Source organism: Micromonospora sp. NPDC023956 (assembly GCF_040639195.1).
In the GTDB taxonomy this organism is placed as follows: domain Bacteria; phylum Actinomycetota; class Actinomycetes; order Mycobacteriales; family Micromonosporaceae; genus Micromonospora.
Genome location: NZ_JBEZZN010000003.1, coordinates 702,220 through 724,775, shown reverse-complemented (window position 1 = coordinate 724,775; position 22,556 = coordinate 702,220). Strand labels below are relative to the sequence as shown.

Below are 22,556 nucleotides of genomic sequence, written 5' to 3'. Positions count from 1 at the left end.
CGACCCTAGCGCGTCGATACCGGTGTCCGCCCGGACCCGCCGTCGGTGACCGGGAACGCGCCCGGGTGCGACACCCGTGGCAGCACCTCGTCGCCGACCCGGCGGGCCTCCTCCAGGTGCGGCCAGCCGGAGAGGATGAACTCGTCGACGCCGAGCGTGGCGTACTCGTCGATCCGGGCCGCGACCTCGGCGTAGCTGCCCACCAGCGCGGTGCCCGCGCCCTCGCGGACCAGACCGATGCCGGCCCAGAGGTTCGGCGCGACGGTGAGGCCGTCGGCGCTGCCGCCGTTGAGCGCGGTCATCCGGGCCTGGCCCACCGAGTCCATCCGGGCGAACCGGGCCTGGGCGGCGGCGATCCGCTCCGGGTTCATCCCGGTCAGTAGTCGGTCCGCCTCGGCCCACGCCTCGGTCGCGGTGGGCCGGGCGATGACGTGCAGCCGGATCCCGGTGCGCAGGGTGCGGCCCTGTTCCGCGGCGAGGCGGCGGATCCGGGTCACCCGGTCCCCGATCGCCGCCGGCGGCTCGCCCCACATCAGGTACGTGTCGGCGCGCCGGGCGGCGACCGCCTCGGCCGCCGGCGAGGCCCCGCCGAAGTAGACCGGTGGCGGGTCGGCCAACGGGGTGGCCAGCCCGCCGCCGGCCACCCGGTAGTGCGCGCCGGTGAAGTCGAACGGCGCCCCCGCCCAGGAACGGCGGAGCACGTCGACGAACTCGTCGGTCCGCGCGTAGCGCGCGTCGTGGTCGAGGAAGTCACCGTAGGCCCGCTGCTCGGCGGGGTCGCCCCCGGTGACGATGTTGAGCGCCAGCCGCCCACCGGAGATCGCCTGGAACGCCTCGGCCTGCTGGGCGATCAGCGTCGGCAGGGCGAACCCGGCCCGGACGGCGACCAGCAGGCCGATCCGTTCGGTGTGCCGGGCGACGGCGGCGCAGACGATCCACGGATCGGGGCAGCCGGAGCCGACCGGGGTGAGGACGGCGGCGAAGCCGGCCTGCTCGGCGGCCCGCCCGACCGCGCTGAGGTAGTCGACGGTGGCGGCGCGTTCGTGCCGGGCCGCGCCGGCGCTGACGGTGGCGGCACCGACCTGGTGGCCGTCGCCGGAGGTGGGCAGGAACCAGTGGAAGGTCATCGCGCCGCGCCCCCTCGTCGTCATGGCGGTCGTCACCCCCGGCGGAACCGCCGCCCGCCGGGGCGACCCGCGCGCGCTTAACCTAGCAAAGCGATAGGAAAAGCGGGATAGCCTCGACGTCGCTTTCCCGCGATCCGGTCGGCGGTTGACGCCGCGCCCACCCCAAGCCACTATTCCCACCGAGAAAGTAGGAATATTGAGGATTGGACAAGCAGGATGAGACGGCACCCCCACCGCCGGACGTTGTCCCTGGCGGCCGTAGCGCTCGTCGGCCTGGCGGCCCTGGCCGCGTGCGGCGGCGAGGACGACGCGGGCGCGGCCGGTGGCTCCTCCGGGGCGACGACGCTTCGCCTCGGCTACTTCCCCAACATCACGCACGCTCCGGCGGTCGTCGGCGTCGAGAAGGGGATCTTCGCCGACACGCTCGGCACCGACGTCAAGCTGGACCCCAAGACCTTCAACGCCGGCCCGGCCGCCATCGAGGCGGTCTTCTCCGGCGCGCTGGACGCGACGTACATCGGTCCCAACCCGACGGTCAACGCCTACTCGAAGAGCAAGGGCGAGGCGGTCCGGGTGATCTCCGGCGCGGCCTCCGGCGGGGTCGCGCTGGTCGTCAAGCCCGGGATCACCTCGGTCGAGCAGCTCCGGGGCAAGAAGATCGCCACCCCGCAGCTCGGCAACACCCAGGACGTCGCGCTGCGCTTCTGGCTCAAGGAGAAGGGCATCACGACCACCAAGGAGGGTGGCGGCGACGTCAAGATCGTTCCACAGGAGAACGCGCAGACCGTCGAAACCTTCAACAGCGGTGCGATCGACGGCGCCTGGGTGCCCGAGCCGTTCGTCTCCCGGCTGGTCAACGCCGGTGGCACGGTGCTCCTCGACGAGCGGGACCTCTGGCCGGACCGGAAGTTCGTCATCACCAACCTGATCGTCAGTACCACGTTCCTCAAGGCCCACCCGGACGTGGTGAAGAAGCTGGTCGAGGCGCAGGTGGCGGCGAACGAGTTCGTCAACACCAAGCCGGACGAGGCCCAGCAGGCCATCTCCGACCACATCGGCAGGATCACCGGCAAGCCGCTGGACCTCAAGCTGATCAAGCAGGCCTGGCCGACCTTGGAGTTCACCAACGACCCGATCCCCTCCTCCCTGAAGACCGGGCTGGACCACGCCGTCGCGGTCGGGCTGACCCAGCCGGTCAGCCTGGACGGGCTCTACGACCTGACGTACCTCAACGAGGTGCTCAAGACCCAGGGCAAGCCCGAGGTAGCCCAGCCGTGACGTCGACCACGACGACGCCGCGCAGCGCGACCGGTGCGGTCGCGCTGCGCGGCGTCACCAAGGTGTACGGACGCGGGGACGGGGCCGTCCTCGCCCTGGACGGGGTCACCCTCGACGTGGAGCCGGGCGAGTTCGTCTGCCTCGTCGGCGCGTCCGGCTGCGGCAAGAGCACCCTGCTCAACCTGGTCGCCGGCCTCGACCGGATCAGCGGCGGGGAGATCGCCCTGGGCCCCGGGGTCAACCCGGGGCTGATGTTCCAGGAGTCCGCCCTCTTCCCCTGGCTGACCGTCGAGGGCAACGTCGAGGTCCCGCTGAAGCTGCGCCGGCTGCCCCGGGCCCAGCGTCGGGAGCGGGTCGCCGAGCTGCTGCGTACCGTGCACCTCGCCGACTTCGGCCGCAAGCGTCCGCACGAGCTCTCCGGCGGTATGCGGCAGCGGGTCGCGCTGGCCCGCACCCTGGCCCTGGAGACCCCGGTGCTGCTGATGGACGAGCCGTTCGGCGCACTCGACGCGATGACCCGGGACATCCTGCACGACGAGTTGGAGCGGATCTGGTCCGAGCGCCGGCTCACCGTGCTCTTCGTGACCCACAACGTCCGGGAGGCGGCCCGGCTCGCCGACCGGATCATCCTGCTCTCCAGCCGGCCGGGCCGGATCATCTGGTCCACCCGGGTCGAGGTGCCCCGCCCCCGACGCATCGACTCCCCCGAGGTCGCCTCGATCGCCGCCGAGGTCACCGACCGACTCCGTGAGGAGGTGGGACGCCATGGCCGGTGACACCCTCACCAGCAGTTCGCGTACCGACGCGGAGATCTCCGGACTGGACGCCCTGGAGATCGCCGGGCAGGAGAAGGTCCCCTCCCGGGTCAGCCGGACCTGGTCCGCCACCTGGCCGAAACTTGCGGCGCTCGTGATCGCGATCGGGACGTGGCAGGTGGTGGTCTGGACCGGTTGGAAGCCGGAGTACTCCCTGCCCGGACCGGTCACCGTCGGACAGGAGCTGCTCCGCCAGGTCAGCGGCCCGCAGCTCTGGGACGGCATGGCCACCACGCTGCGCCGGGCCGCCGTCGGGTACGTCTTCTCCGTCGCGGTGGGCCTGCTGGTCGGCCTGGCGGTGGCCCGTTTCCGGGTACTCCGCGCCGCCATCGGCTCGATGATCACGGCATTGCAGACCATGCCCTCGATCGCCTGGTTCCCGCTGGCCATCCTTTTGTTCGAGCTGAGCGAGAAGGCGATCTTCTTCGTGGTGGTGCTCGGTGCCGCCCCGTCGATCGCCAACGGCGTGATCGCCGGGGTCGACTACGTGCCACCGCTGCTGGTGCGCGCCGGACGCAACATCGGCGCGCGAGGGCTCAACCTCTACCGGTACGTGATCGCGCCGGCCGCACTGCCCGCCATCGTCGCCGGGCTCAAGCAGGGCTGGGCCTTCTCCTGGCGCAGCCTGATGGCCGGTGAGCTGATCGTGGTGGGCATCTCCACCACCTCGCTGGGCGCACAGCTCACCTACTCCCGCGAACTCTCCGACGCGCCCTGGCTGCTCGCCACGATGATCGTGATCCTGGTGGTGGGACTGGTGGTCGACGCGGCGTTCGGCGCGGCGGACACCGCGATCCGACGCCGGTGGGGCGTCCTCGACCAGGCGGGTGCCTGACCCCATGCACGTCTCCGCCCGCGCCGACTACGCCCTCCGCGCCGTGCTCGCCATCGCCGATCTCGGCGGCGGCGAGCTGGTCAAGGCCGCCGTCCTGGCGGAGGTCCAGCAGATCCCGCTCAGCGTGCTGCACGGAATCCTGCTCGACCTGCGCCGGGCCGAACTGCTGGTCAGTCACCGCGGCACGGAGGGCGGTTACAGCCTGGGTCGTCCCGCCGACCGGATCACCGTCGGGGACGTGCTGCGTGCCGTCGGCGGCACCCTGACCAGCGTGCGCGGCCTGCCCGCCGAAAGCGCCGGCTATCAGGGGGTGGCCGTCGGGCTCCGGGACGTCTGGCTCGCCGTGCACGGGGCAGTCGAGCAGGTCGTCGACCGAACCTCCCTCGCCGACCTGCTCACCCCCGAACACCGCACCGCCGACCCGGCCCACCGGTGAAGCCAGGGGCGGCCGTCGCCGGCCAGTTCTCCTGGGTGACGCCGGGCAGCCGGCCATTTCTCCTGGGCGACGACGCCGGGCAGCCGGCCAGTTCTCCCGGGTGATGCCGGGCAGCCGGTCCGGTCGCCCGGCGTGACCCGGTCAGCCGGCGTTGTCGGCGACGCCCCCCGTACCCACCGGGCGGACCGGGCTGTGCAACTCCACCACCACGGCCGGGTGCCGGTCGCCCACCCCGGGATGCCAGGGGCCGAACGCCGCCAGCAGCGCGAGCAGCAGGCCCACTCCGGCCACCACGAGCACCACCAGCAGTTCGCGCACCGCCCCGGCGTGGACCCCCATCGTCACCCCTCCTGACGCGGGCCGATCCCCATCAGCCCGTATCCGACGCGGGTCGGTCCCCACCGACCCACTCCCCCGGACCTCACCATCGGCCCCCCGGCCGATCGGTGCTGTCGACCACCCGACGTTCCCGTCGCTGATCCCCGACTCAGCGACGCAGTGCGACGGCCGACAGGGAGGAAACTACCGTCCGGCTCCGACATCGGGGCGGTGGCGCGAACGACGGTGACCGAGCCGAGACATCCGGCCCGGGTTCCCGCCAACGCCGATCCCGTCGGCACCGGCCCCGCAGGGCCGGTGCCGCGAGGCTCTACGGCCGGTCTGCGGTGAAACGGTGCTCAGGACGCGCGGGGACGGCGGGCGCGGCGGGACCGGCCCGAGGACCGGTGCGGGCTGCGCCCGCCGGTCGGGGCCTTGACCTCCGCCGTACCGGGTCCCGAGCCACCGGCGGGCCGGGTCGCCGGGGCGGGGGCCCGGGTGGCGGCGGACGGCACCGGGATGGTGACCGGGACACCGGAGGGCTCGCGGGCGCCGGTCACCCGGACCAGCGCCTCGTCGCCGGGACGCACCGCGACCACGTGCGGCTTGATGCCGGCCACGCTCATCAACTTGACGACGTCGCGGCGCTGCTCCGGCAGGACCAGGGTGACCACGGTGCCGGACTCCCCGGCCCGCGCGGTACGCCCGCCCCGGTGCAGGTAGTCCTTCGCCTCGGTCGGCGGGTCCACGTTCACCACCAGGTCGAGCCCGTCCACGTGGATCCCCCGGGCGGCCACGTCGGTGGCGATCAGCGCGGTGACCGCCCCGGTCTTGAACTGCTCCAGGATCCGGGTGCGCTGCGGCTGCGACTTGCCCCCGTGCAGCGCGGCCGCGCGTACCCCCCGGGCGAGCAGTTGCCGGGCCAGCCGGTCGGCGCGGTGCTTCGTACCCATGAACATGATGGTGCGGCCCTCACGGGCGGCGATCTGGGCCAGCGTGCCGGGCTTGTCGTCCGCGTCGACGTGCAGCACGTGGTGGGTCATCGCGGTCACCGTGGCGGTGCCCGGGTCGACCGAGTGGGAGACCGGGTTGGTCAGGAAGCGGCGGACCAGCCGGTCCACGCCCCCGTCGAGGGTGGCGGAGAAGAGCATCCGCTGGCCGTCCGGGGCGACCTGCTCCAGCAGCTTGGTGACCTGCGGCAGGAAGCCCATGTCGGCCATCCGGTCGGCCTCGTCGAGGACGGTGATCTGCACCTCGTTGAGCCGGGCGTCACCGCGGTCGATCAGGTCGTGCAGCCGACCCGGGGTGGCCACGACCAGTTCGGCCCCGGCCCGCAGGGCGTCCGCCTGACGTTGCAGGGAGAGCCCGCCGACCACGGTGACGCAGCGCAGCCCGAGGGCCTTCGCGTACGGCGTGAGCGCGGTGGTGACCTGCTGGGCCAGCTCGCGGGTGGGCACCAGCACGAGCGCCTTCGGCCGACCGGGGCGGGCCCGGTGGCCGGCGGTACGGTGCAGCGTCGGCAGCCCGAAGGCGAGCGTCTTGCCGGAGCCGGTACGCCCCCGGCCGAGCACGTCCCGGCCGGCGAGCGAGTCCGGCAGGGTGGCGGCCTGGATCGGGAACGGCCGGTCGATGCCCTGCACGGAGAGTTCGGCGAGCAGTTCCGGCCGGAGGCCGACGTCGGCGAACGACGGAATGACAGTGGTCATGGAAAAGCCTTCCTCGACGCGGCACGTGTCGAGGGAGGGCGCCGGCGGGCGGCGCTGTCACCGGCGGCCGGTGGTGAGGGCGCGCAGCGGTGGTCACAAGCACGAACCGAAGGGGTACGCGACCGGTCCGCGCGATGCGCTGCGGACCGGTCGCGTCACCGCACCCGGAGGACGCGGTGGGTGTCGCTGGGATCCCGGAGGATCAGAGCGGGCGGATGTTCTCCGCCTGCGGGCCCTTCTGACCCTGGGTCACCTCGAACTCGACCCGCTGGTTCTCGTCCAGGCTCCGGTAGCCGGAGGACTGGATCGCCGAGAAGTGGGCGAAGACGTCGGGACCCCCGCCATCCGGGGTGATGAAGCCGAAGCCCTTGTCAGCGTTGAACCACTTGACGGTACCAATTGCCATGTGTTTCGTCTCCTTGACGGAACGTCGTGCCCGCACCTGTTGCGGACTCGATGAGTAGCGCGCCGCTTGCACGGCTCGCTTGTCGCTGCTGGTCGCCCCGCCCGGAGAACTCCGGACACAACAAAGAGCGCCTGGGGCCACAATTCACCAGGCGCACACAGAGTCTCTGGTAACCAAAACTGCAACGACCCCAAGCTATCACGGATCCGGCTCGACGGCACTAGGTTTCTCCGACCCGGTGCCGTCCACCTCCGTGGCCCCGGCCACCAGGGCGGCCAGCCCCGCCGCGTCCAGCAGGTCAGCCGGGCGGACGGTCACCCCGTCGCGGACGTAGTGGAACGCCGCGCCCACCTGGTCCACCGGTACGCCGGCCAGGTCCGCCCAGGCCAGCCGGTAGACCGCCAGCTGCACCGCCGCCGCCTCGGCCGCCGCCCCGGCCGGCTGTCGCCCGGTCTTCCAGTCGACCACGTCGTACCGGCCGCCGGGGCGGGTGAAGACCGCGTCCATCCGGCCCCGGACCACCACTCCGGCGATGACCGTGGCGAACGGCACCTCCACCTCCAGCGGTACCCGGTCGGCCCACTCGCTGGCCAGGAAACGCTCCTGGAGGGCGAGCAGCTCGGCCTCCGGGGCGGCGTCGGCGTCCGCCGCGCCGGGCAACTCGTCCACGTCGAGCAGCCGGTCGATCCCGAACCGCTGCTCCAGCCAGGTGTGGAAGGCGGTGCCCCGGCGGGCGTACGGGTTGGGTGGGGTGGGCAGCGGACGGCGCAGCGTACGGGCCAGCGCCTCCGGGTCCTGGCGCAACGCGACGAGCTGGGACACCGACAGGTGCTCCGGCAACGGCACCTCGACCGTCCCGGCCGCGCGCAGCGCCTCGGCCCGCTCGGCCAGCAACAGGTCGGCCTCCCGCCGCCAGCGGGTCGCCTCCGGATCGTCCGCCCCGGCCGACCCGTCCGCCGGATCGTCCGTCGGCTCCCCCGCTCCCCGGGCTGCCCCGTCCGTTCCCCGGGCTGCCGCGTCCGGGCCGTCCGCCGGGCCGTCGCCGGCCAGCACCCCCCGGACCAGGGCCGCCGCCTCGGCGAGCACCGGACGGCGGGCCCCCAGCGGGTCGGCCGGCCACTCGGCGCGGAGCACCACCTCGGTGGTCGGGTTCACCGCGTCCCCGGCCGGCTCGGGCGCCCAGACGTCGACCACGTGCCCGTCCCGGGCGTCCAGGCAGGCGTCGTGCACCTCCCGCAGGAAGACCGAGGGGCCCCGGGAACGCTTCGTCCCCTCCCCCCACCAGTAGCCGGAGCAGAGCAGCAGCCGACGCGGCCGGGTCACCGCCACGTAGGCCAGCCGCCGCTCCTCCCGCTCGTCGTGCGCCCGCCAGGCGTCGGTGAAGTCGGCCAGCGCCCGGGCCACCGCCCGCTGGTCGGCCGCCTCGGCCAGGGCCAGGTCGGGCAGGCCGTCGGCGTCCCCGCGCAGCGGGAACGGCAGCACGCCCAGCCCGCCCAGGTAGTGGTCGGAGCTGCGGACCTGCCCCGGCCAGGCGCCCCGGGTCAGCCCGGCGACCGCCACCACGTCCCACTCCAGCCCCTTGGCGGCGTGCGCGGTGAGCACCTGCACCGCACCCTCCACCACCTCGACCTCACCGGGGGTGAGCCCCCGCTCCTCGTCCTCGGCGGCGGTCAGGAAGGCCAGGAAGCCGGCGAGGGTCGCCCCCGGCGTCTCCCCGCTGAACCGGGCGGCCACGTCACCGAGGGCGTCCAGGTGTCCCCGCGCCAGACCGGCGTCGCCGGCCCCGTCCCGCCCGGCCCGGACCGCGACCTCCACGTCCAGGCCGGTGGTCCGTTCCACGTCCGCGACCAGCTCCGGCAGGGACTGGTCCAGCCGGTAACGGAGCAGGGCCAGCTCCCGGGCGTACGCCTTGAGCCGCGCGTACCCCTCCGCCGAGTACGCCTGCGCCGGGCCGAGGTCCGCCAGCGCCTCGACCAGGGTCGCCTCGTCGAGCACGTCCACCCCGCCCGGCACGGACGCCCCGCCGGCCAGGTCCCGCCGGGCGGCGGCGATCTGCCGGGCCCGCCGGTGCAGGGCCACCAGGTCCCGGGGGCCGATCCGCCAGCGGGCCCCGGTGAGCAGCCGCAGCAGCGCCGCCCCGTCGGTCGGGTCGGCGAGCACCCGCAGCGTGCAGACCACGTCCCGGACCTCCGGGGTGTCCAGCAGCCCGCCCAGCCCGACCACCTCGACCGGCAGTCCCCGGTCGCGCAGCGCCGACTCGATCGCCGGGATCTGGCTGCGCACCCGGACCAGCACGGCCGTGGTGGGACGCCGGGGCACCGGGATGTGCTCGGGCAACGCGCCCGGCATCCGGGCCGCGCCGCGCCAGGCGGCGAGGACGCTGTCCGCGATCCACCCGGCCTCCTCGGCGTACGTGGACAGCAGCGCGCAGTGCACCGTCCCCCCGGCCGTACCCCGGGGGGTGCGGTGCGGGATCGGGTCGGCGACGGTCGACGCCGCACGCAGCTCCGGCACCCGCGCCCCGGAAGCCCGCAGCGGGGTGGCGAACGCGTTGGCCACGCCGAGGATCTCGGGGCGGTTCCGCCAGCTGGTGGTCAGCCCGAGCACCCGCGCCGGCTCCCCGTCGGCGCGGGTGAACCCGGTCGGGAACCGCTCCAGGGTGCCGGCGCTCGCCCCGCGCCAGCCGTAGATGGACTGGCACGGGTCGCCGACCGCGGTGACCGGGTGGCCGCCGCCGAAGAGCGAGTGCAGCAGCACCACCTGCGCGTGGCTGGTGTCCTGGTACTCGTCGAGGAGCACCACCCGGAACCGGTCCCGTTCGACCCGGCCGACCTCCGGGTGGTCGCGGGCCACCCGGGCGGCGCGGGCCAACTGGTCGGCGAAGTCCATCGCCTCGAAGTCCGCCTTGCGTTCGGCGTACGCCCGCACGAGCGGCAGCAGTCGCAGCCGGTTCTGCTGCACGCCGAGCGCCTTGCGCACGTCGGCGTAGACCTTGCCGGGACGGGACTGGACCTCGGCGAAGAACCGGCCGGTCCAGGCGGCCAGCTCGTCCGGCTCGATGAGGTGCTCGTCCAGCTCGGCGGCGAGCGCCAGCACCGCGTCGGTGACCGTGCTCGGGGTGCGCTGGAGTTCGGAGAGGTCCCCGTCGTGGTTGCGCACCAACAGGTCCACCAACTGCCAGCGGGACGCCTCGGTGAGCAGCCGGGTGGAGGGTTCGTAGCCGGAGCGCAGCCCGTGCTCGGTGACGATCCGGGCCGCGTACGAGTGGTAGGTGGCCACCGTCGGCTCACCGGCCAGCGGGTCGTCGAGCGGGTCGCGCCCCTGCCGGCCGAGTCGGCGGATCAGCTGGTCGAGCCGGGTCCGCACCCGGTGCGCCAGCTCACCGGCGGCCTTGCGGGTGAAGGTGAGCCCGAGGATCTGCTCCGGCCGGACGTACCAGTTGGCCACCAGCCAGACCACCCGGGCGGCCATCGTCTCGGTCTTGCCGGACCCCGCCCCGGCGACCACCAGCAGCGGCTCCACCGGCGCGGCGATGATCGCCGCCTGCTCCCGGGTCGGTGCCGGCAGGCGCAGCAGCCGGGCCAGCTCCACCGGGGTGTACCGGGGGCCGGCGTCGGCCACGCGCGGCGACGGCGCGGGGCCGGTACCGAAGAGCGCAGGCTGGGTCACGGTGCGACCTCAGTTCGCGACTGCGGGGCTCGCAAGCTCACTCCTCGCACTCACGGTGCCATCTCGGTTCGTGACTGCGGGGCTCGCAAGCTCACTCCTCGCACTCACGGTGCCATCTCGGTTCGCGACTGCGGGGCTCGCAAGCTCACTCCTCGCACTCACGGAATCTCCGGTGCCCGGGTGGTCGGTGGTTCGACGACCTGACGCCCCTTGCCGGAGACCGGGCAGCTCGTGCGTACCGGGCAGGCCCGGCACTTCGAGTTGGCGACGGCGGCGAAGGTGGCGGCGGCCATCGTATCGGCGGTCCGCCGGACCAGCGCGGTCGCCCAGCCGGCTTCCGGCCCCCGGTCGGCCGGGGCCTGCCCCTGTTCCCGCGCCTCCTTCGATCCGGTGCCGAGCTGCACCAGGGCCGCGCCGCCGGACTCCTCGCCGTACTCGGCGAACGCCCCCGCCTCCACCGCCGCCTGGTACGCCCCGAGCTGTGGATGTTCGGCCAGCTCCGCGCCGACGGCGGTGGACCGGCCGGTCTTCAGGTCGACCACCACCAGCCGGCCGTCCGCGTCGATCTCCAGCCGGTCCACCCGGCCGACCAGGTCGACCGGACGGTGCGGGTCGTCCAGCCGGACGGCGAACTCGTGCTCGATGGCGAGCAGCCGACGCGGGTTCACGGCCAGCCAGCGGAGCAGCTTGTCCACCATGGCCTCGGCGCGGGCCTGTTCGGGGCCGGCCATCCAGCGGGCGGCCAGCTCGATGGCGTCGAACCGCGCGGTGACGTACTCCAGCAGGGTGGAGCGGTCGACGGTGGCGTTCTCGGCGAGCATCGCGGCGGCGTGCACCAGGTTGCCGACGCTCTGCGCGGTGCTCGGCGGCGCGCTGCCGCCGTGCCGTTCCAGCAGCCAGCGCAGGCTGCACCGCAACGCGCTCTCCACGGCCGACGGGGTGACCCGCACCGGCTCGCCGTCGTCGACCAGCGGCCGGTCGTCGGAGAGCCCCCGCAGCCCCCACCAGTCGTCCGGGTGCGCGCCGGGCACCCCGGCGGCGGCGAGCCGGGCCAGTTCGGCCGCCGCGGCGCGCCGCCGGGCCACCGGTGCCGTCGGGTCGGCCACCGCGGTACGCAGCTCCGCGACCAGGGCGGGCAGGGTGAGCGCCCGGGGCGGCCGGCCGACCGGCAGTTCCCCGGCCCGTTCCCCGACGGCCGTCGGGCTCGCCCCGTCCGCGCCCGCGACGACCGGCCCGCCCCCGTCCGGGCGGGCGCCACCGCCGTCCGGCCCCCCGCCGCCGACGGCCGGTCCGCCCTCAGCGGCCGGTCCGCCCCCGACGGCCGGCTCGACGCCGCCCGGGGTCGCAGCGTCCCCGTCCGTCGGGGCCACGCCGTCCCGCCCGCCACCGTCCCCCGGCGGCGGCACCGGACCGCGCCCCGGGGCGCCGTTCCCGCCCGGCGGCTCGGCGGCGGCGACCTCGTACAGGAACCGGCTCGGCTGCTCCTCGTGGTCGTCACCTCCCACCGAGGCGGAGGAGACCGCGCTGACCAGCAGCCGGCGCCGGGCCCGGGTGACCGCCACGTAGAAGAGCCGGCGCTCCTCGTCGAGCAGCGCGGAGGTCTGCCCGGCCAGCACGGCGGCGCTGCCCGCGCCCTCTCCCCGGCCGGCGAGCACGTCCACCAGCCGCTCGGAGCCGAGCAGGCTGCCGCGCAGCCGCAGATCCGGCCAGATCCCCTCCTGCACCCCCGCGACCGCCACCACGTCCCACTCCAGCCCCTTGGCGGCATGCGCGGTGAGCAGCCGGACGGCGTCCCCCCGGTCGGCGGTCGGGGCGATCGTGTCGGCGGGCAGGTCCTGCCCGAGCACGTGGTCGAGGAAGACCTCGGTCCGGGCGCCGGGCAGCCGGTCGACGAAGCGGGCCGCCGCGTCGAAGAGCACCAGCACGGCGTCCAGGTCCCGGTCGGCGGCGTCGGCCCGCCAGCGCCGGGCGGTCTCCCCCTCTCCGCTGTCGGCCCGCCCCTGGATCGCCGCCGACCAGCGCTCGGCCAGGCCGCTGGCCGCCCAGACCGTCCAGAGCACGTCCTCGACGGTGGCCTCCGGCCGGGCCGCCGTCCCGCGGGCGGTGGCGAGCAGCCGGGCCACGGTCTGCGCCGGCTCGGCCCAGCGCCGCTCGATGCCGGCCAGCGTGTCCGGCTCGCGCAACGCCTCGACGACCAGGTCACCGGAGGGCCGGCGGTCCCCGGTGGCCAGCGCGAGCGCCCGCAGGCCCTGGCGCAGCCGCCGTTCGGCCAGCGGATCGGCCCCACCGAGCGGGGAGTGCAGCAGCGCGACGGCCGCCTCCTCGTCCAGCCGCTCCGGTTCCAGGGCACAGCGGAGCAGGAGCAGCAGCGGGGCCACCGCCGGTTGCAGGTGCAGCGGCAGGTCCTCGCCGTGCACGACGGTCGGCACCCCGGCGGTGTGCAGCGCCCGACGCAGGGTGGGCAGCTGGAGGGTGGTCGACCGGACCAGCACCGCCATCCGGGACCAGGGCACCCCGTCGAGCAGGTGCGCCGCGCGCAGCGCGTGGGCCAGGTACGCCGACTCGCTGGTCGCGGAACGGAAGGTGCGGACCTCGACCACGCCGGGCGGCGCGTCGGGGACCGGTTCCAGCCGCCGGTGCGTGACCGGGCCGCGCAGTCGCCGGGCCAGCCGCCCCGCCGCGGCCAGCAGTTCCGGCCCCGCCCGGTACGAGGTGGTGAGCACCACCCGCGCCGCCGGTGCCCCGGAGGCGGTCCGGAACCGGTGCGGGAACGCCGCCACCCCGGACGGGTCGGCGCCCCGGAAGGCGTACGTGGAGGAGTCCGGGTCACCGAAGGCGACCAGGGACGAGCCGCCCCCGGCCACCACGGCGAGCAGGTCCAGCTGGGCCGGGTCGGTGTCGGCCAGTTCGTCGACGTAGACGTGGGCCAGCCGGCGGCGCTCCGCCGCCAGCAGCTCCGGGTCGTCGAGCAGCAGTCCGGTGGCGGCCCGGACCAGTTCGGCCGGGTCGTACGCGACCGATCCCCGGTTGCTGACGTCGCGGAGCGCGAGCACGGAGACGTACTCCCGGAGGAAGCGCGCGGCGGCCGGCCAGTCGGCGCGGCCCAGCCGCTCCCCCAGCCGGGTCAGCTCGACCGGCCCCACCCCGCGTTCGGCGGCCCGCATCAGCAGGTCGCGCAGCTGGCCGGCGAAGGCCCGGGTGCGCAGCGCGGGACGCAGGTCCTCCGGCCAGCCCACCGGGTCGTCCTCGGGGCTCTCCCCCACGATGTCGAGCAGCTCCCGGATGATCAGGTCCTGTTCTGGGCCGGTGAGCAGCCGGGGGGAGGGCTCACCGCGCTCGGCGGCGGCCCGGCGCAGCAGGCCGAAGGCGTACGCCGGGAAGGTCCGCACCAGCGGTTCCCGGACCACGCGGTTGCCGACGGCCACGCGGGCCTCGATCCGGTGGCGCAGCGCGGTGGCCGCCCGCCGCCCGAAGGTGAGCACCAGCACCCGCTCCGGGTCGACGCCCTCGGCGACCCGCGCCGCGACCGCCTCGACCAGGGTGCTCGTCTTGCCGGTGCCGGGCCCGCCGAGGACCAGCATCGGCCCGTCGGTGTGGGCGACCACCTCCGCCTGCCGGGCGTCCCCCCGCCACCCCGCCGGCACCGGGGCCGGACCGTCTGGCGAGGTCAGCCCGCCGTCTGTCCAGGTCAGCCCTTCGGAGCGGCGCACCAACCGGTACGTCTGCATCGCCCCATCACACCACGCGCCCCCGACACCCCGTCCCCACCACACCCCCCGTCCGCCCCATCGGACCGGTCGGCCGGCGCCGGCCGCCGGGAGCCGGCGGGGCGGTCAGACCGGCCGGCGGGTCACGGGGAGGCGGGAGTCGATGGTGTCCAGGGCTTCGCCCAGGGTCCGCGCGACCAGGAGGAGGGCCTCGCCGGCGGGCTTGACGAAGTGCTGGTCGGTGAGGGTGGTGAGCCAGTCGAGCAGGGGACGGTAGAAGCTCTCCGCGTCCAGCAGCACCATCGGCTTGTCGTGCATCGCCAGGGTCGCCGTGGTCCACACCTCGAACAGCTCGTCCAGCGTGCCCAGCCCACCGGGCAGGGTGAGGAAGGCGTCCGAACGTTCGATCATCACCGTCTTGCGGCTGGCCATCGAGTCGGTGACCAGCAGTTCGTCGGAGGCCAGGTCGGCGACCTCCAGGTCGACCAGTGCCTGCGGGATCACCCCGACGGTCCGCCCGCCCCCGGACCGCGCGCCGTCGGCCAGCGCGCCCATCATGCCGACACAGCCGCCCCCACTGACCAGCGTGTGCCCCCGCCGGGCCAGCTCCGCCCCGGTGTCGAAGGCGAGGTCCAGCCAGCGCTGGTCGAGGGTGCGGGAGGAGGCGCAGAAAACCCCGATCGCGGCCACCGGATCAGCCCTTCCGACCCTCGTCGGCCGCGGCCTGCCGGGCGGCGGCGGTCTGGGCGACCGCCGCCTCGCGGGTCGCCTCCTGCTCGGCGGAGAGGTGCGCCTCGGCCTCGACGATGTGCCGTACGGCCGCGTCCACGTCGTCGGTGAGACAGATGAGTTCCAGGTCCACCGGACCGATCTTGCCGTCGGCGGCCATGGTGTCGCGCAGCCAGTCGAGCAGCCCCCGCCAGTAGTCCGTGCCCATCAGCACCACCGGGAACCGGGTCACCTTGCCGGTCTGCACCAGGGTCAACGCCTCGAAGAGCTCGTCCATGGTGCCGAAGCCACCGGGCAGGACGACGAACGCCTGGGCGTACTTGACGAACATCGTCTTGCGGGCGAAGAAGTACCGGAAGTCGATGGCCAGGTCGACCCAGTCGTTGAGCCCCTGCTCGAAGGGAAGCTCGATGCCCAAGCCGACGGAGAGGCCACCGGCCTCGCTGGCCCCCCGGTTCGCCGCCTCCATCACCCCGGGGCCGCCCCCGGTGATGACCGCGTAACCGGCCCGGGACAGCGCCGCGCCGAGCTGCTCGGCCAGCTGGCACTCGGGGCTGTCCGGCTTGCTGCGGGCCGAGCCGAAGACGCTCACCGCCGGCGGCAGGTCGGCCAGCGTGTCGAAGCCCTCGACGAACTCGGAGAGGATCCGCAGCGCCCGCCAGGCGTCCCTGGTCTTCCAGTCGGCCCGGCCCCGCGAGTCGAGCAGTCGCTCGTCGGCGGTGCTGGTCGGCAGCGCCCGACGGCGCAGCGTCACCGCTCCCCGGTGGCGTACCTCGGTCGGCCCGTGATCGGTGTCCCGTCCGTTGCTCTGGCTCATGAAAGCCACCGTAGTGGAGTGCCGCGCCGCAGGTCGGGAGGGTCGACCGTCGACTCGCGGTCGCCCGCGACGGCGGGTACGACGCTCTTCCGACATCCGAAGGGAACTTATTCGGTCGCCCGAGCGTCCTACTATTCACACGTGGGGGACGCCCCCGGCGCGCCTTCGGGGGAGGAGCAGCGTGATCAGCAACAACGAGAGGATCCGGATCCGGCGGCAGATGCAGCGACGGATCCGGGACGTGGTGGCCGAGCGTCGCCGAGCGCGTCAGATGCAGACCGTCGAGCCGACCGGTGAGGCCGAGGCGCGGGTGGAGGTCGACACCGCGCTGAGCAACGGCTGACCGACCGGACGCCGTCCGCGCGGACCGGGGGGTCACCGCGCGCGACCGGCGACCGACCGGGGTGACCAGGTCGGTTCCTGGTCACCCCGCCGGGTGGGGCCGGTGGTGGATCAGGCCGGTGCCAGCCAGCGGTGCAGGGTCGCCGCTCCGTCGCGGATCTTGGAGATCTCGACGTGCTCGTCCCGGTGGTGCGCCAGGTTCGGGTCGCCGGGGCCGAAGTTCAGCGCCGGGATGCCCATCGCGGAGAACCGGGCCACGTCCGTCCAGCCCAGCTTGCCGATCGGTGCCGCGCCGACCGCGGCCAGGAACTCCTGCGCCGCCGGCGCGTCCAGTCCCGGCGTCGCCCCGGCGGCCATGTCGGTGACGGTCACCTCGAAGCCGTCGAGGACCTCGCGCAGGTGCGCCTCGGCCGCCGCCGGGTCCCGGTCCGGGGCGAACCGGTAGTTGACCTCGATGTCGCACCGGTCCGGGACGACGTTGCCGGCCACCCCGCCGGAGATCCGGACGGCGTTCATCCCCTCCCGGTACGCGCAGCCGTCGATGGTGACCTGGCGGGCCTCGTACCCGGCCAGCCGACGCAGCACCTCGCCGGCCCCGTGGATCGCGTTCACGCCGTGCCAGGACCGGGCCGAGTGGGCCCGCTCGCCGTGCGTGGTGACGATCGCCCGCATGGTGCCCTGGCAGCCCGCCTCCACGATGCCGTAGGTCGGTTCGAGCAGCACGGCGAAGTCCGCCCGGAGCCACTCCGGGTGCGCCTCGGCGACCAGGTGCAGGCCGTTGTACTTCTGCTCGATCTCCTCCCCCTCGTAGAAGAAGTACGTGACGTCGTACCGGGGGTCGGGCAGGGTCACCGCCAGGTGCAGCGCGTACGCCACGCCGGACTTCATGTCGGAGGTGCCGCAGCCGTACATCAGGTCGCCGCGCATGCTGGACGGGAAGTTCCCGTTCAGCGGCACGGTGTCCAGGTGCCCGGCGAGCACCACCCGCTGCGCGCGCCCCAGTTCGGTCCGGGCCATCACCGTGTTGCCGTACCGGTGGGTGGTCAGGTGCGGCACCGCCCGCAGCACCTGCTCGACACAGTCGGCGATCGCCTTCTCGTTCAGGGACACGGACTCGATGTCCACCAGGGCACGGGTCAACGCGACCGGATCGGCGAGGACCTCGGGGGTCAGCGGGTTCTCCATGGTTCGCACGGTACCGTCAGGGCGGTAGGAGCCGGCAGAGCGTGCCTGCCCGCCGGCCGCGAACGGAGGGTGCAACAGTGACGTCCGCACAGTCTGCCTGGGGCATCGGCGTGGCCACCGTCACCGCCGACGACCAGGTTCTCGACACCTGGTACCCGACCGGCAAGCTCGGGCTCGGCGAGCTTCCCCTGGTCCCGGGCGAGGAGAAGGCGGACGTGCTGGACCTGCCGCCGGGTGCGATCGGCGCGCGCGCCCTGCCGGGCCTGCGCACCGTCGAGGTGGTCACCGTGCTCGGCTCGCTGGACGACCCGATCAAGGACACCGCCGACGCCTACCTGCGGCTGCACCTGCTCTCCCACCGCCTGGTCCGGCCGAACGGCCTCAACCTGGACGGCATCTTCGGCAAGCTGCCGAACGTAGCCTGGACGTCGGCCGGGCCGTGCCCGCCGGACCGGGTGGACGAGCTGCGGGTGATCGAGCGGGCCGCCGGCCGCCACCTGGCCGTGTACGGGGTGGACAAGTTCCCCCGGATGACCGACTACGTGCTGCCGTCCGGGGTGCGCATCGCCGACGCCGACCGGGTCCGGCTCGGCGCGCACCTCGCCGCCGGCACCACGGTCATGCACGAGGGCTTCGTCAACTTCAACGCCGGGACGCTCGGCACCTCGATGGTGGAGGGGCGGATCGTCCAGGGTGTCGTGGTCGGCGACGGCTCCGACATCGGCGGCGGCGCGTCGATCATGGGCACCCTCTCCGGCGGCGGCACCGACCGGATCAGCATCGGCGAGCGGAGCCTGATCGGGGCGAACGCCGGGGTCGGCATCTCCCTCGGGGACGACTGCGTGGTCGAGGCCGGCTGCTACGTCACCGCCGCGGCGAAGATCACGCTGCCGGACGGTCGGGTGGTCAAGGCCCGCGAGCTCTCCGGCGTGGACGGGCTGCTGTTCCTGCGCAACTCGGTCACCGGCGCGCTGGAGGCCCGGCCGCGTACCGGCCAGGGCATCACCCTGAACGCCGCCCTGCACGCCAACGACTGAACCGGCCCGCCCCGGCCCGTGCGTCTGCCCGGACCGGGGCGGGACCGCTCAGCCCAGCCGGTACGCCTGGATGATCCGCTGGGTCACCACGCTGCCGTCGCTGCCGGTGGCGCTGGCCCGCAGCGAGACCCAGCCCGGCCCGGACGGGTGCCGGACGACTGCCACCCAGCCGGCCCCCTGCTTCCGCAACCGCGTCGGCTGCCACCTGGCTCCCCCGTCGTACGAGACGTCCACGGTGAGCGCGGTCACCGTGGCCGCCGGTGTGCCCGGCGGCCGTTCGACCGTCACCGGGATCGTCCGGACCTGCCCGGCCGGGGCGGTGCCGCCGTCGGCCAGGGCCGGCGCGAAGCGGACCGCCATCAGCGGCTGCCCGACCGGGGTGTCACCGGGAACGTGCCCGGAACGGAACGTCCAACTCCCGGCCACCTCGGTGCTCTGGTCGGTGAAGCCCCGGGCCGCGAAGACCTCCACCCGGTACTCGGCGGGCTCGGGCGGGACGACGAAGGCCCCGGATCCGGCGTACGGGCTCTCCCCGACCGGCTGACCGTCGCGGTACAGGACCGTCCGTTGCGCGTCGGCGGCCGAGTACCCGGTGTGGCCACGCGCGTCGTTGTGCAGCGGGATGTCGACGACGAGGGTGTCGCCGTACCGGACGACGCCCGTGCCCGGCGCGGCCAGGCCCGGCCCGAACGGCGCCCCGTTCCACTCGTCCCGGTAGGGGCGGCCGGGCCGGTGGGCGACCGGCTCGGAGATGAGCACGGTGCGGCCCTCCAGCCAACCGTCGTCGGGGCGTTCCCCCGTCTCCAGGGTCGACGACCAGCGCAGGCCGGCGGCGGCGTTGAGGTACTCGACCCGGCTGCCCGGCAGGGTCGTCGGCAGCACGATCGCCGCGGTGAAGCTGATCCCCTCCGGCCGGGGGAAGACCGTCCGGTCCGCCGCCACCCCGGGGCTGCCGTGGAACCGTTGGTGGACGGCCGCCAGGTCCCGCCGACGGTAGTCCCGGACGAACCCGGTCGGTACGGTGCCGTCGAACGTCTCGCTCAGCGCGTACAGGTACGGGCTGACGTCCGCCTCGCCGTGGAGCCACTGGCTGGAGATCGAGCTGACGAACCCCGCCGCCGGGGTGCCGCCGCCGATCCGGCCGCTCCGGACACCGGTGAAGTCGTTGCCCGACACGCCGAAGCTGTAGTCGCCCGGCTCGGCGGTGAGGTGGACGACGACGTCCGCCATCGCCGGCACGGCGGACACCTCGGGCACGGTCATCCGGACCGGCCCGCTCCGTCGGGCGTCGACGGTGATCCGGGTGTCCCGGTCCAGGGTCAGTTCCGGCTGGGCGAGCAGCGTGAAGCCGGTCGGGTCGGTGCCGAAGATGGCACTGGCCAGTCCGTAGCGGCCGGTGGGGACCCGGAGGGTGGCCACCCCGTCGGGACCGGAGACCTCCTGCGCGTACCGCTGGTCCAGACCGTAGAGCTGGGTCATGTGGTCGCTCGTCCGTGCGCCGGTCCGGTCGAGGAACTCGACGGTCAGCTGGTAGCTCTCCACCTCCCGGTGCACGGCCAGCGGGGTCGCCACCGTTCCCGCCTCGGATCGGGCCACGAGCCGGCCGGTGTAGTACCCGTCCGGACCGGCCACGCTCGTGTCGGCGCTGACCGCCACCTCCACCCGCCCACCGGCCGGAACGGTGACCCGGTCCGGAGCGAGGCGGAACATGCCGGCCGGCGCGGGCGCGCCGTCGGGGCCGGTGACCTCCGTGGCCAGTTGGAGGGTCACCGGGCGGTCGCCCGAGTTGCGGTACGTCACCGGCCGGTGGACCGGGGCGTCGTCGTGGTGCGGCCACCGGGTGCGGCCGAACGAGACGCTGGGCGGGTTGCTGGTGATCCGCTGGTCGACGGCGGCGGCCACGTCGACCCGCCCCGCGCCCTGCTGGAAGACCGTCTGCTCCGGATGTGCCCGTGCCGAGGCCATCAGCAGGGCCTTGAGCTCACCCGCGTCCGCCTCGGGTCGCTGCTGGGCCAGGAGCGCCGCCGCGCCGGCCACGTGCGGGGCGGACATCGAGGTGCCGGAGAGGCGCACGTGACGGTCCCCGACCGGGTCGCCGATCCGCCCCTTCGCGGACCGCGCCGCGACGATGTCGACGCCCGGCGCGGTGATGTCGGGCTTGATCCCCTCGTCCGACGGGAGCGGGCCCTGGCTGGAGAACCGCGCGAGGTCGTCCGCCCGGTCCACTGCGCCGACGGTCAACGCCGCCTCCGCGCTTCCCGGCGAGGCCACCGACGCCTCCGAGCCCTCGTTGCCGGCGGAGATCACGAAGAGCGCGCCGGTCTGCGCGGTGAGCTTCCCGACCGCCTCCTCCAGCGGGTCGACCTCCGGGGTGTCCTGCCCGCCCAGGCTCACGTTGACCACCGCGGCCCGCTGGTCCACCGTGGCCCACTGCATACCGGCCAGGATCGCCGACTCGGTGCAGGAATCGCTCTCGCACACCTTGCCGGAGAGCAGCGTCGCGTCCGGCGCGACCCCCCGGTACCGGCTGGTGGCCTCGCCGCCGGCGATGATGGCCGCCACGTGGGTACCGTGCCCGACGGTGTCGTCCGGGTCGGCGGTCTCGGCGAAGTTGCGGCTCTCCGCGACCCGTCCGGCCAGGTCCGGATGGGTGGCGTCGACGCCGGTGTCGAGCACCGCCACCCGGACGCCCCGGCCGGTCCAGCCGGCGCGGTGCGCCTGCGGGGCGCCGATCTGCGCCACGCTGTGATCCAGGCTGACCCGACGTCGACCGTCCAGCCAGATCCGGTCGACGCCGCCCGCCGGGTCGAGCCGGGCGTCGGTCGAACCGGTGGTGAGCGCCGTCCACAGGGCGGTGGCCCGGCCCTTCCGGGCCTCGACCGCCGCGCCGCCGATGGCCGGCAGGTCCCGGGCGATCCGGGTGCCGGCGACGGTGGGAAGGTCCTTCCGGTCCGCCCCGTCCCGGTACCGGACCAGCAGCGGCAGGGTGTCCCGCCGTGCGTCGTCGTACCCGGCGGCGAGCAGTCCGGTCACGTCGAAGAGCCGCTGGTCCACCCGACCGGACCGGACCAGTTCCACCGCGTCCCGGGGAAGGACGGTGAGTCGGTCCCCGGTCCGCTGGGTCACGAAGGTCATGTCGGCCCGTCCGGGCCCCGGACGGACGCTGAGCGCGGTGCCCCCGGTGACCGTGACCCGGTCGCCGGTGAGCAGCGTGACGGTGGCCGGACGCCCGGCGTCCGGGGCCGCCGCCGGGACGGTCGGGGGTGGCGCGGCCGGGCGGTGAGCGACCGCGGACGACGTGGTCGGTACGGCCGGAGCCGTGCCGAGCAGCACCCCCAGGAGCAGTGCGACAGCGACGTTTTTCCCTGTTCGTGGCACGCGACCTCCTCAGGGAGTCTTCTCATCGACGTCGGTGACATCGACGGACCCGCCACCACGCTGCCACAGCAGATACCCCCAAAGTGTCCGCGATCCGACCAGAAACGCGGCAACCGGACGCGCTCCTCCTCGCCTGCCGGCCACCGCTGCGGCATGCTCGACCCGTGACGTCGATGAGAGAACGCATGCTCGCCGGTGAGCTGTACCGGGCGGACGACCCCGAGATCCTCGCCGAGCTGGACCGGGCGGCCCTGCTGATGGAGCGGTTCAACGGCAGCCGGGCGGACGACCCCGAGGGGCGGCTCGCCGCCCTTCGTGAGCTGCTCGGCGAGGTCGGTGAGGGCACCTGGGTCCGGCCGCCGTTCCACTGCGACTACGGCTCCCGGATCACCATCGGACCGCGCGGGTTCGTCAACTTCAACGCGGTCTTCCTGGACGTCGCGCCGATCACCATCGGCGCGGACGCGCAGATCGGACCGAACGTGCAACTGCTCACCGCCACCCACCCGGTCGACCCGGAGCCTCGCCGCGACAAGTGGGAGGCCGCCCGACCGATCACCATCGGCGACAACGTCTGGCTCGGGGGCGGTGCGATCGTGCTGGCCGGGGTGACCGTGGGCGACAACACGGTGGTGGGCGCCGGCGCGGTGGTCACCCGGGATCTCCCGCCGAACGTGGTGGCGGTCGGTAACCCCGCCCGCCCGGTCCGCACTCTGAGCTGACCTTCGAGATATCCGGCCTGAGCTGCAAAAACAGCCAGAAATACTGGCC

General features: G+C 74.4%; 17 protein-coding genes. 7 read left to right on the top strand and 10 right to left on the bottom strand.

Annotated features, from left to right (window positions below; translation table 11 throughout):
• Nucleotides 1-5 precede the first annotated feature (5 nt).
• Complete coding sequence (locus AB0F58_RS09590) at nucleotides 6-1,151, bottom strand: LLM class flavin-dependent oxidoreductase (RefSeq protein WP_357140319.1); 1,146 nt, start codon at nucleotides 1,149-1,151, stop codon at nucleotides 6-8.
• 192 nt (nucleotides 1,152-1,343) lie between these two features.
• On the opposite strand from AB0F58_RS09590, the gene AB0F58_RS09585 reads away from it, so the two are divergent.
• From AB0F58_RS09585 to AB0F58_RS09570, 4 genes are read left to right on the top strand one after another with little or no spacing between them, the layout of a single operon-like run.
• On the top strand, nucleotides 1,344-2,405 hold the full coding sequence (locus AB0F58_RS09585) for an ABC transporter substrate-binding protein (RefSeq protein WP_357140317.1): 1,062 nt from the start codon (nucleotides 1,344-1,346) through the stop codon (nucleotides 2,403-2,405).
• Nucleotides 2,402-3,181 (top strand): ABC transporter ATP-binding protein, encoded by a 780-nt coding sequence (locus AB0F58_RS09580; protein WP_357140314.1) that lies wholly within the window; start codon nucleotides 2,402-2,404, stop codon nucleotides 3,179-3,181. Before AB0F58_RS09585 ends, AB0F58_RS09580 begins: the two co-directional genes overlap by 4 nt.
• Nucleotides 3,171-4,055, top strand: coding sequence for an ABC transporter permease (locus tag AB0F58_RS09575; RefSeq protein ID WP_357140311.1), 885 nt, complete (start codon nucleotides 3,171-3,173; stop codon nucleotides 4,053-4,055). The genes AB0F58_RS09580 and AB0F58_RS09575 overlap by 11 nt, the downstream gene beginning before the upstream one ends.
• A gap of 4 nt (nucleotides 4,056-4,059) precedes the next feature.
• Complete coding sequence (locus AB0F58_RS09570; protein WP_357140474.1) at nucleotides 4,060-4,491, top strand: Rrf2 family transcriptional regulator; 432 nt, start codon at nucleotides 4,060-4,062, stop codon at nucleotides 4,489-4,491.
• Between the two features lie 141 nt (nucleotides 4,492-4,632).
• On the opposite strand, the gene AB0F58_RS09565 is transcribed toward AB0F58_RS09570, so the two are convergent.
• The 7 genes from AB0F58_RS09565 to AB0F58_RS09535 all read right to left on the bottom strand — a co-directional run bounded on the left by AB0F58_RS09565 (nucleotide 4,633) and on the right by AB0F58_RS09535 (nucleotide 15,843).
• Nucleotides 4,633-4,830 (bottom strand): hypothetical protein, encoded by a 198-nt coding sequence (locus AB0F58_RS09565; RefSeq protein ID WP_357140308.1) that lies wholly within the window; start codon nucleotides 4,828-4,830, stop codon nucleotides 4,633-4,635.
• Between the two features lie 338 nt (nucleotides 4,831-5,168).
• A complete protein-coding gene (locus AB0F58_RS09560; RefSeq protein ID WP_357140306.1) occupies nucleotides 5,169-6,515 on the bottom strand; it encodes a DEAD/DEAH box helicase in 1,347 nt (448 codons plus the stop codon).
• A 202-nt stretch (nucleotides 6,516-6,717) separates the two neighbouring features.
• Nucleotides 6,718-6,921, bottom strand: a complete 204-nt coding sequence (locus AB0F58_RS09555) for a cold-shock protein (RefSeq protein WP_088982211.1) — start codon at nucleotides 6,919-6,921, stop codon at nucleotides 6,718-6,720.
• 198 nt (nucleotides 6,922-7,119) lie between these two features.
• Entirely contained in the window at nucleotides 7,120-10,590 is a 3,471-nt protein-coding gene (locus AB0F58_RS09550; RefSeq protein ID WP_357140302.1) for an ATP-dependent DNA helicase, read from the bottom strand.
• A 158-nt stretch (nucleotides 10,591-10,748) separates the two neighbouring features.
• Nucleotides 10,749-14,318, bottom strand: a complete 3,570-nt coding sequence (locus AB0F58_RS09545; RefSeq protein ID WP_357140300.1) for an ATP-dependent DNA helicase — start codon at nucleotides 14,316-14,318, stop codon at nucleotides 10,749-10,751.
• 105 nt (nucleotides 14,319-14,423) lie between these two features.
• On the bottom strand, nucleotides 14,424-14,987 hold the full coding sequence (locus AB0F58_RS09540; protein WP_357140297.1) for a TIGR00730 family Rossman fold protein: 564 nt from the start codon (nucleotides 14,985-14,987) through the stop codon (nucleotides 14,424-14,426).
• A 4-nt stretch (nucleotides 14,988-14,991) separates the two neighbouring features.
• Entirely contained in the window at nucleotides 14,992-15,843 is an 852-nt protein-coding gene (locus tag AB0F58_RS09535; protein ID WP_357140293.1) for a TIGR00730 family Rossman fold protein, read from the bottom strand.
• Between the two features lie 181 nt (nucleotides 15,844-16,024).
• Here AB0F58_RS09535 and AB0F58_RS09530 point away from each other — a divergent pair, with 181 nt between their 5' ends.
• A complete protein-coding gene (locus AB0F58_RS09530; RefSeq protein ID WP_357140292.1) occupies nucleotides 16,025-16,186 on the top strand; it encodes a hypothetical protein in 162 nt (53 codons plus the stop codon).
• Between the two features lie 110 nt (nucleotides 16,187-16,296).
• Here the strand turns inward: AB0F58_RS09530 and dapE are convergent, their stop codons facing one another.
• The gene (gene dapE / locus AB0F58_RS09525) at nucleotides 16,297-17,370 is read right to left on the bottom strand and encodes a succinyl-diaminopimelate desuccinylase (protein WP_357140288.1); all 1,074 of its coding nucleotides are present in this window, start codon (nucleotides 17,368-17,370) and stop codon (nucleotides 16,297-16,299) included.
• Between the two features lie 77 nt (nucleotides 17,371-17,447).
• Here dapE and dapD point away from each other — a divergent pair, with 77 nt between their 5' ends.
• Entirely contained in the window at nucleotides 17,448-18,407 is a 960-nt protein-coding gene (gene dapD / locus AB0F58_RS09520) for a 2,3,4,5-tetrahydropyridine-2,6-dicarboxylate N-succinyltransferase (RefSeq protein ID WP_357140286.1), read from the top strand.
• Between the two features lie 48 nt (nucleotides 18,408-18,455).
• Here dapD and AB0F58_RS09515 read toward each other — a convergent pair whose 3' ends face one another.
• Nucleotides 18,456-21,785 carry a S8 family serine peptidase gene (locus tag AB0F58_RS09515; protein WP_357140284.1) on the bottom strand — a complete coding sequence of 1,110 codons (3,330 nt, stop codon included), beginning with the start codon at nucleotides 21,783-21,785 and terminating at the stop codon, nucleotides 18,456-18,458.
• Between the two features lie 164 nt (nucleotides 21,786-21,949).
• Between AB0F58_RS09515 and AB0F58_RS09510 the strand changes: the two genes are divergently transcribed.
• Nucleotides 21,950-22,507, top strand: coding sequence for a sugar O-acetyltransferase (locus AB0F58_RS09510; protein ID WP_357140282.1), 558 nt, complete (start codon nucleotides 21,950-21,952; stop codon nucleotides 22,505-22,507).
• Nucleotides 22,508-22,556: the final 49 nt, after the last annotated feature.

What these genes read in the sequence shown, in the direction of transcription:
- AB0F58_RS09590 (WP_357140319.1), bottom strand. Translation starts at nt 1,151, where the DNA reads ATGACGACGAGGGGGCGCGGCGCGATGACCTTCCACTGGTTCCTGCCC.
- AB0F58_RS09585 (WP_357140317.1), top strand. Translation starts at nt 1,344, where the DNA reads ATGAGACGGCACCCCCACCGCCGGACGTTGTCCCTGGCGGCCGTAGCG.
- AB0F58_RS09575 (WP_357140311.1), top strand. Translation starts at nt 3,171, where the DNA reads ATGGCCGGTGACACCCTCACCAGCAGTTCGCGTACCGACGCGGAGATC.
- AB0F58_RS09570 (WP_357140474.1), top strand. Translation starts at nt 4,060, where the DNA reads ATGCACGTCTCCGCCCGCGCCGACTACGCCCTCCGCGCCGTGCTCGCC.
- AB0F58_RS09565 (WP_357140308.1), bottom strand. Translation starts at nt 4,830, where the DNA reads ATGGGGGTCCACGCCGGGGCGGTGCGCGAACTGCTGGTGGTGCTCGTG.
- AB0F58_RS09560 (WP_357140306.1), bottom strand. Translation starts at nt 6,515, where the DNA reads ATGACCACTGTCATTCCGTCGTTCGCCGACGTCGGCCTCCGGCCGGAA.
- AB0F58_RS09555 (WP_088982211.1), bottom strand. Translation starts at nt 6,921, where the DNA reads ATGGCAATTGGTACCGTCAAGTGGTTCAACGCTGACAAGGGCTTCGGC.
- AB0F58_RS09545 (WP_357140300.1), bottom strand. Translation starts at nt 14,318, where the DNA reads ATGCAGACGTACCGGTTGGTGCGCCGCTCCGAAGGGCTGACCTGGACA.
- AB0F58_RS09535 (WP_357140293.1), bottom strand. Translation starts at nt 15,843, where the DNA reads ATGAGCCAGAGCAACGGACGGGACACCGATCACGGGCCGACCGAGGTA.
- dapE (WP_357140288.1), bottom strand. Translation starts at nt 17,370, where the DNA reads ATGGAGAACCCGCTGACCCCCGAGGTCCTCGCCGATCCGGTCGCGTTG.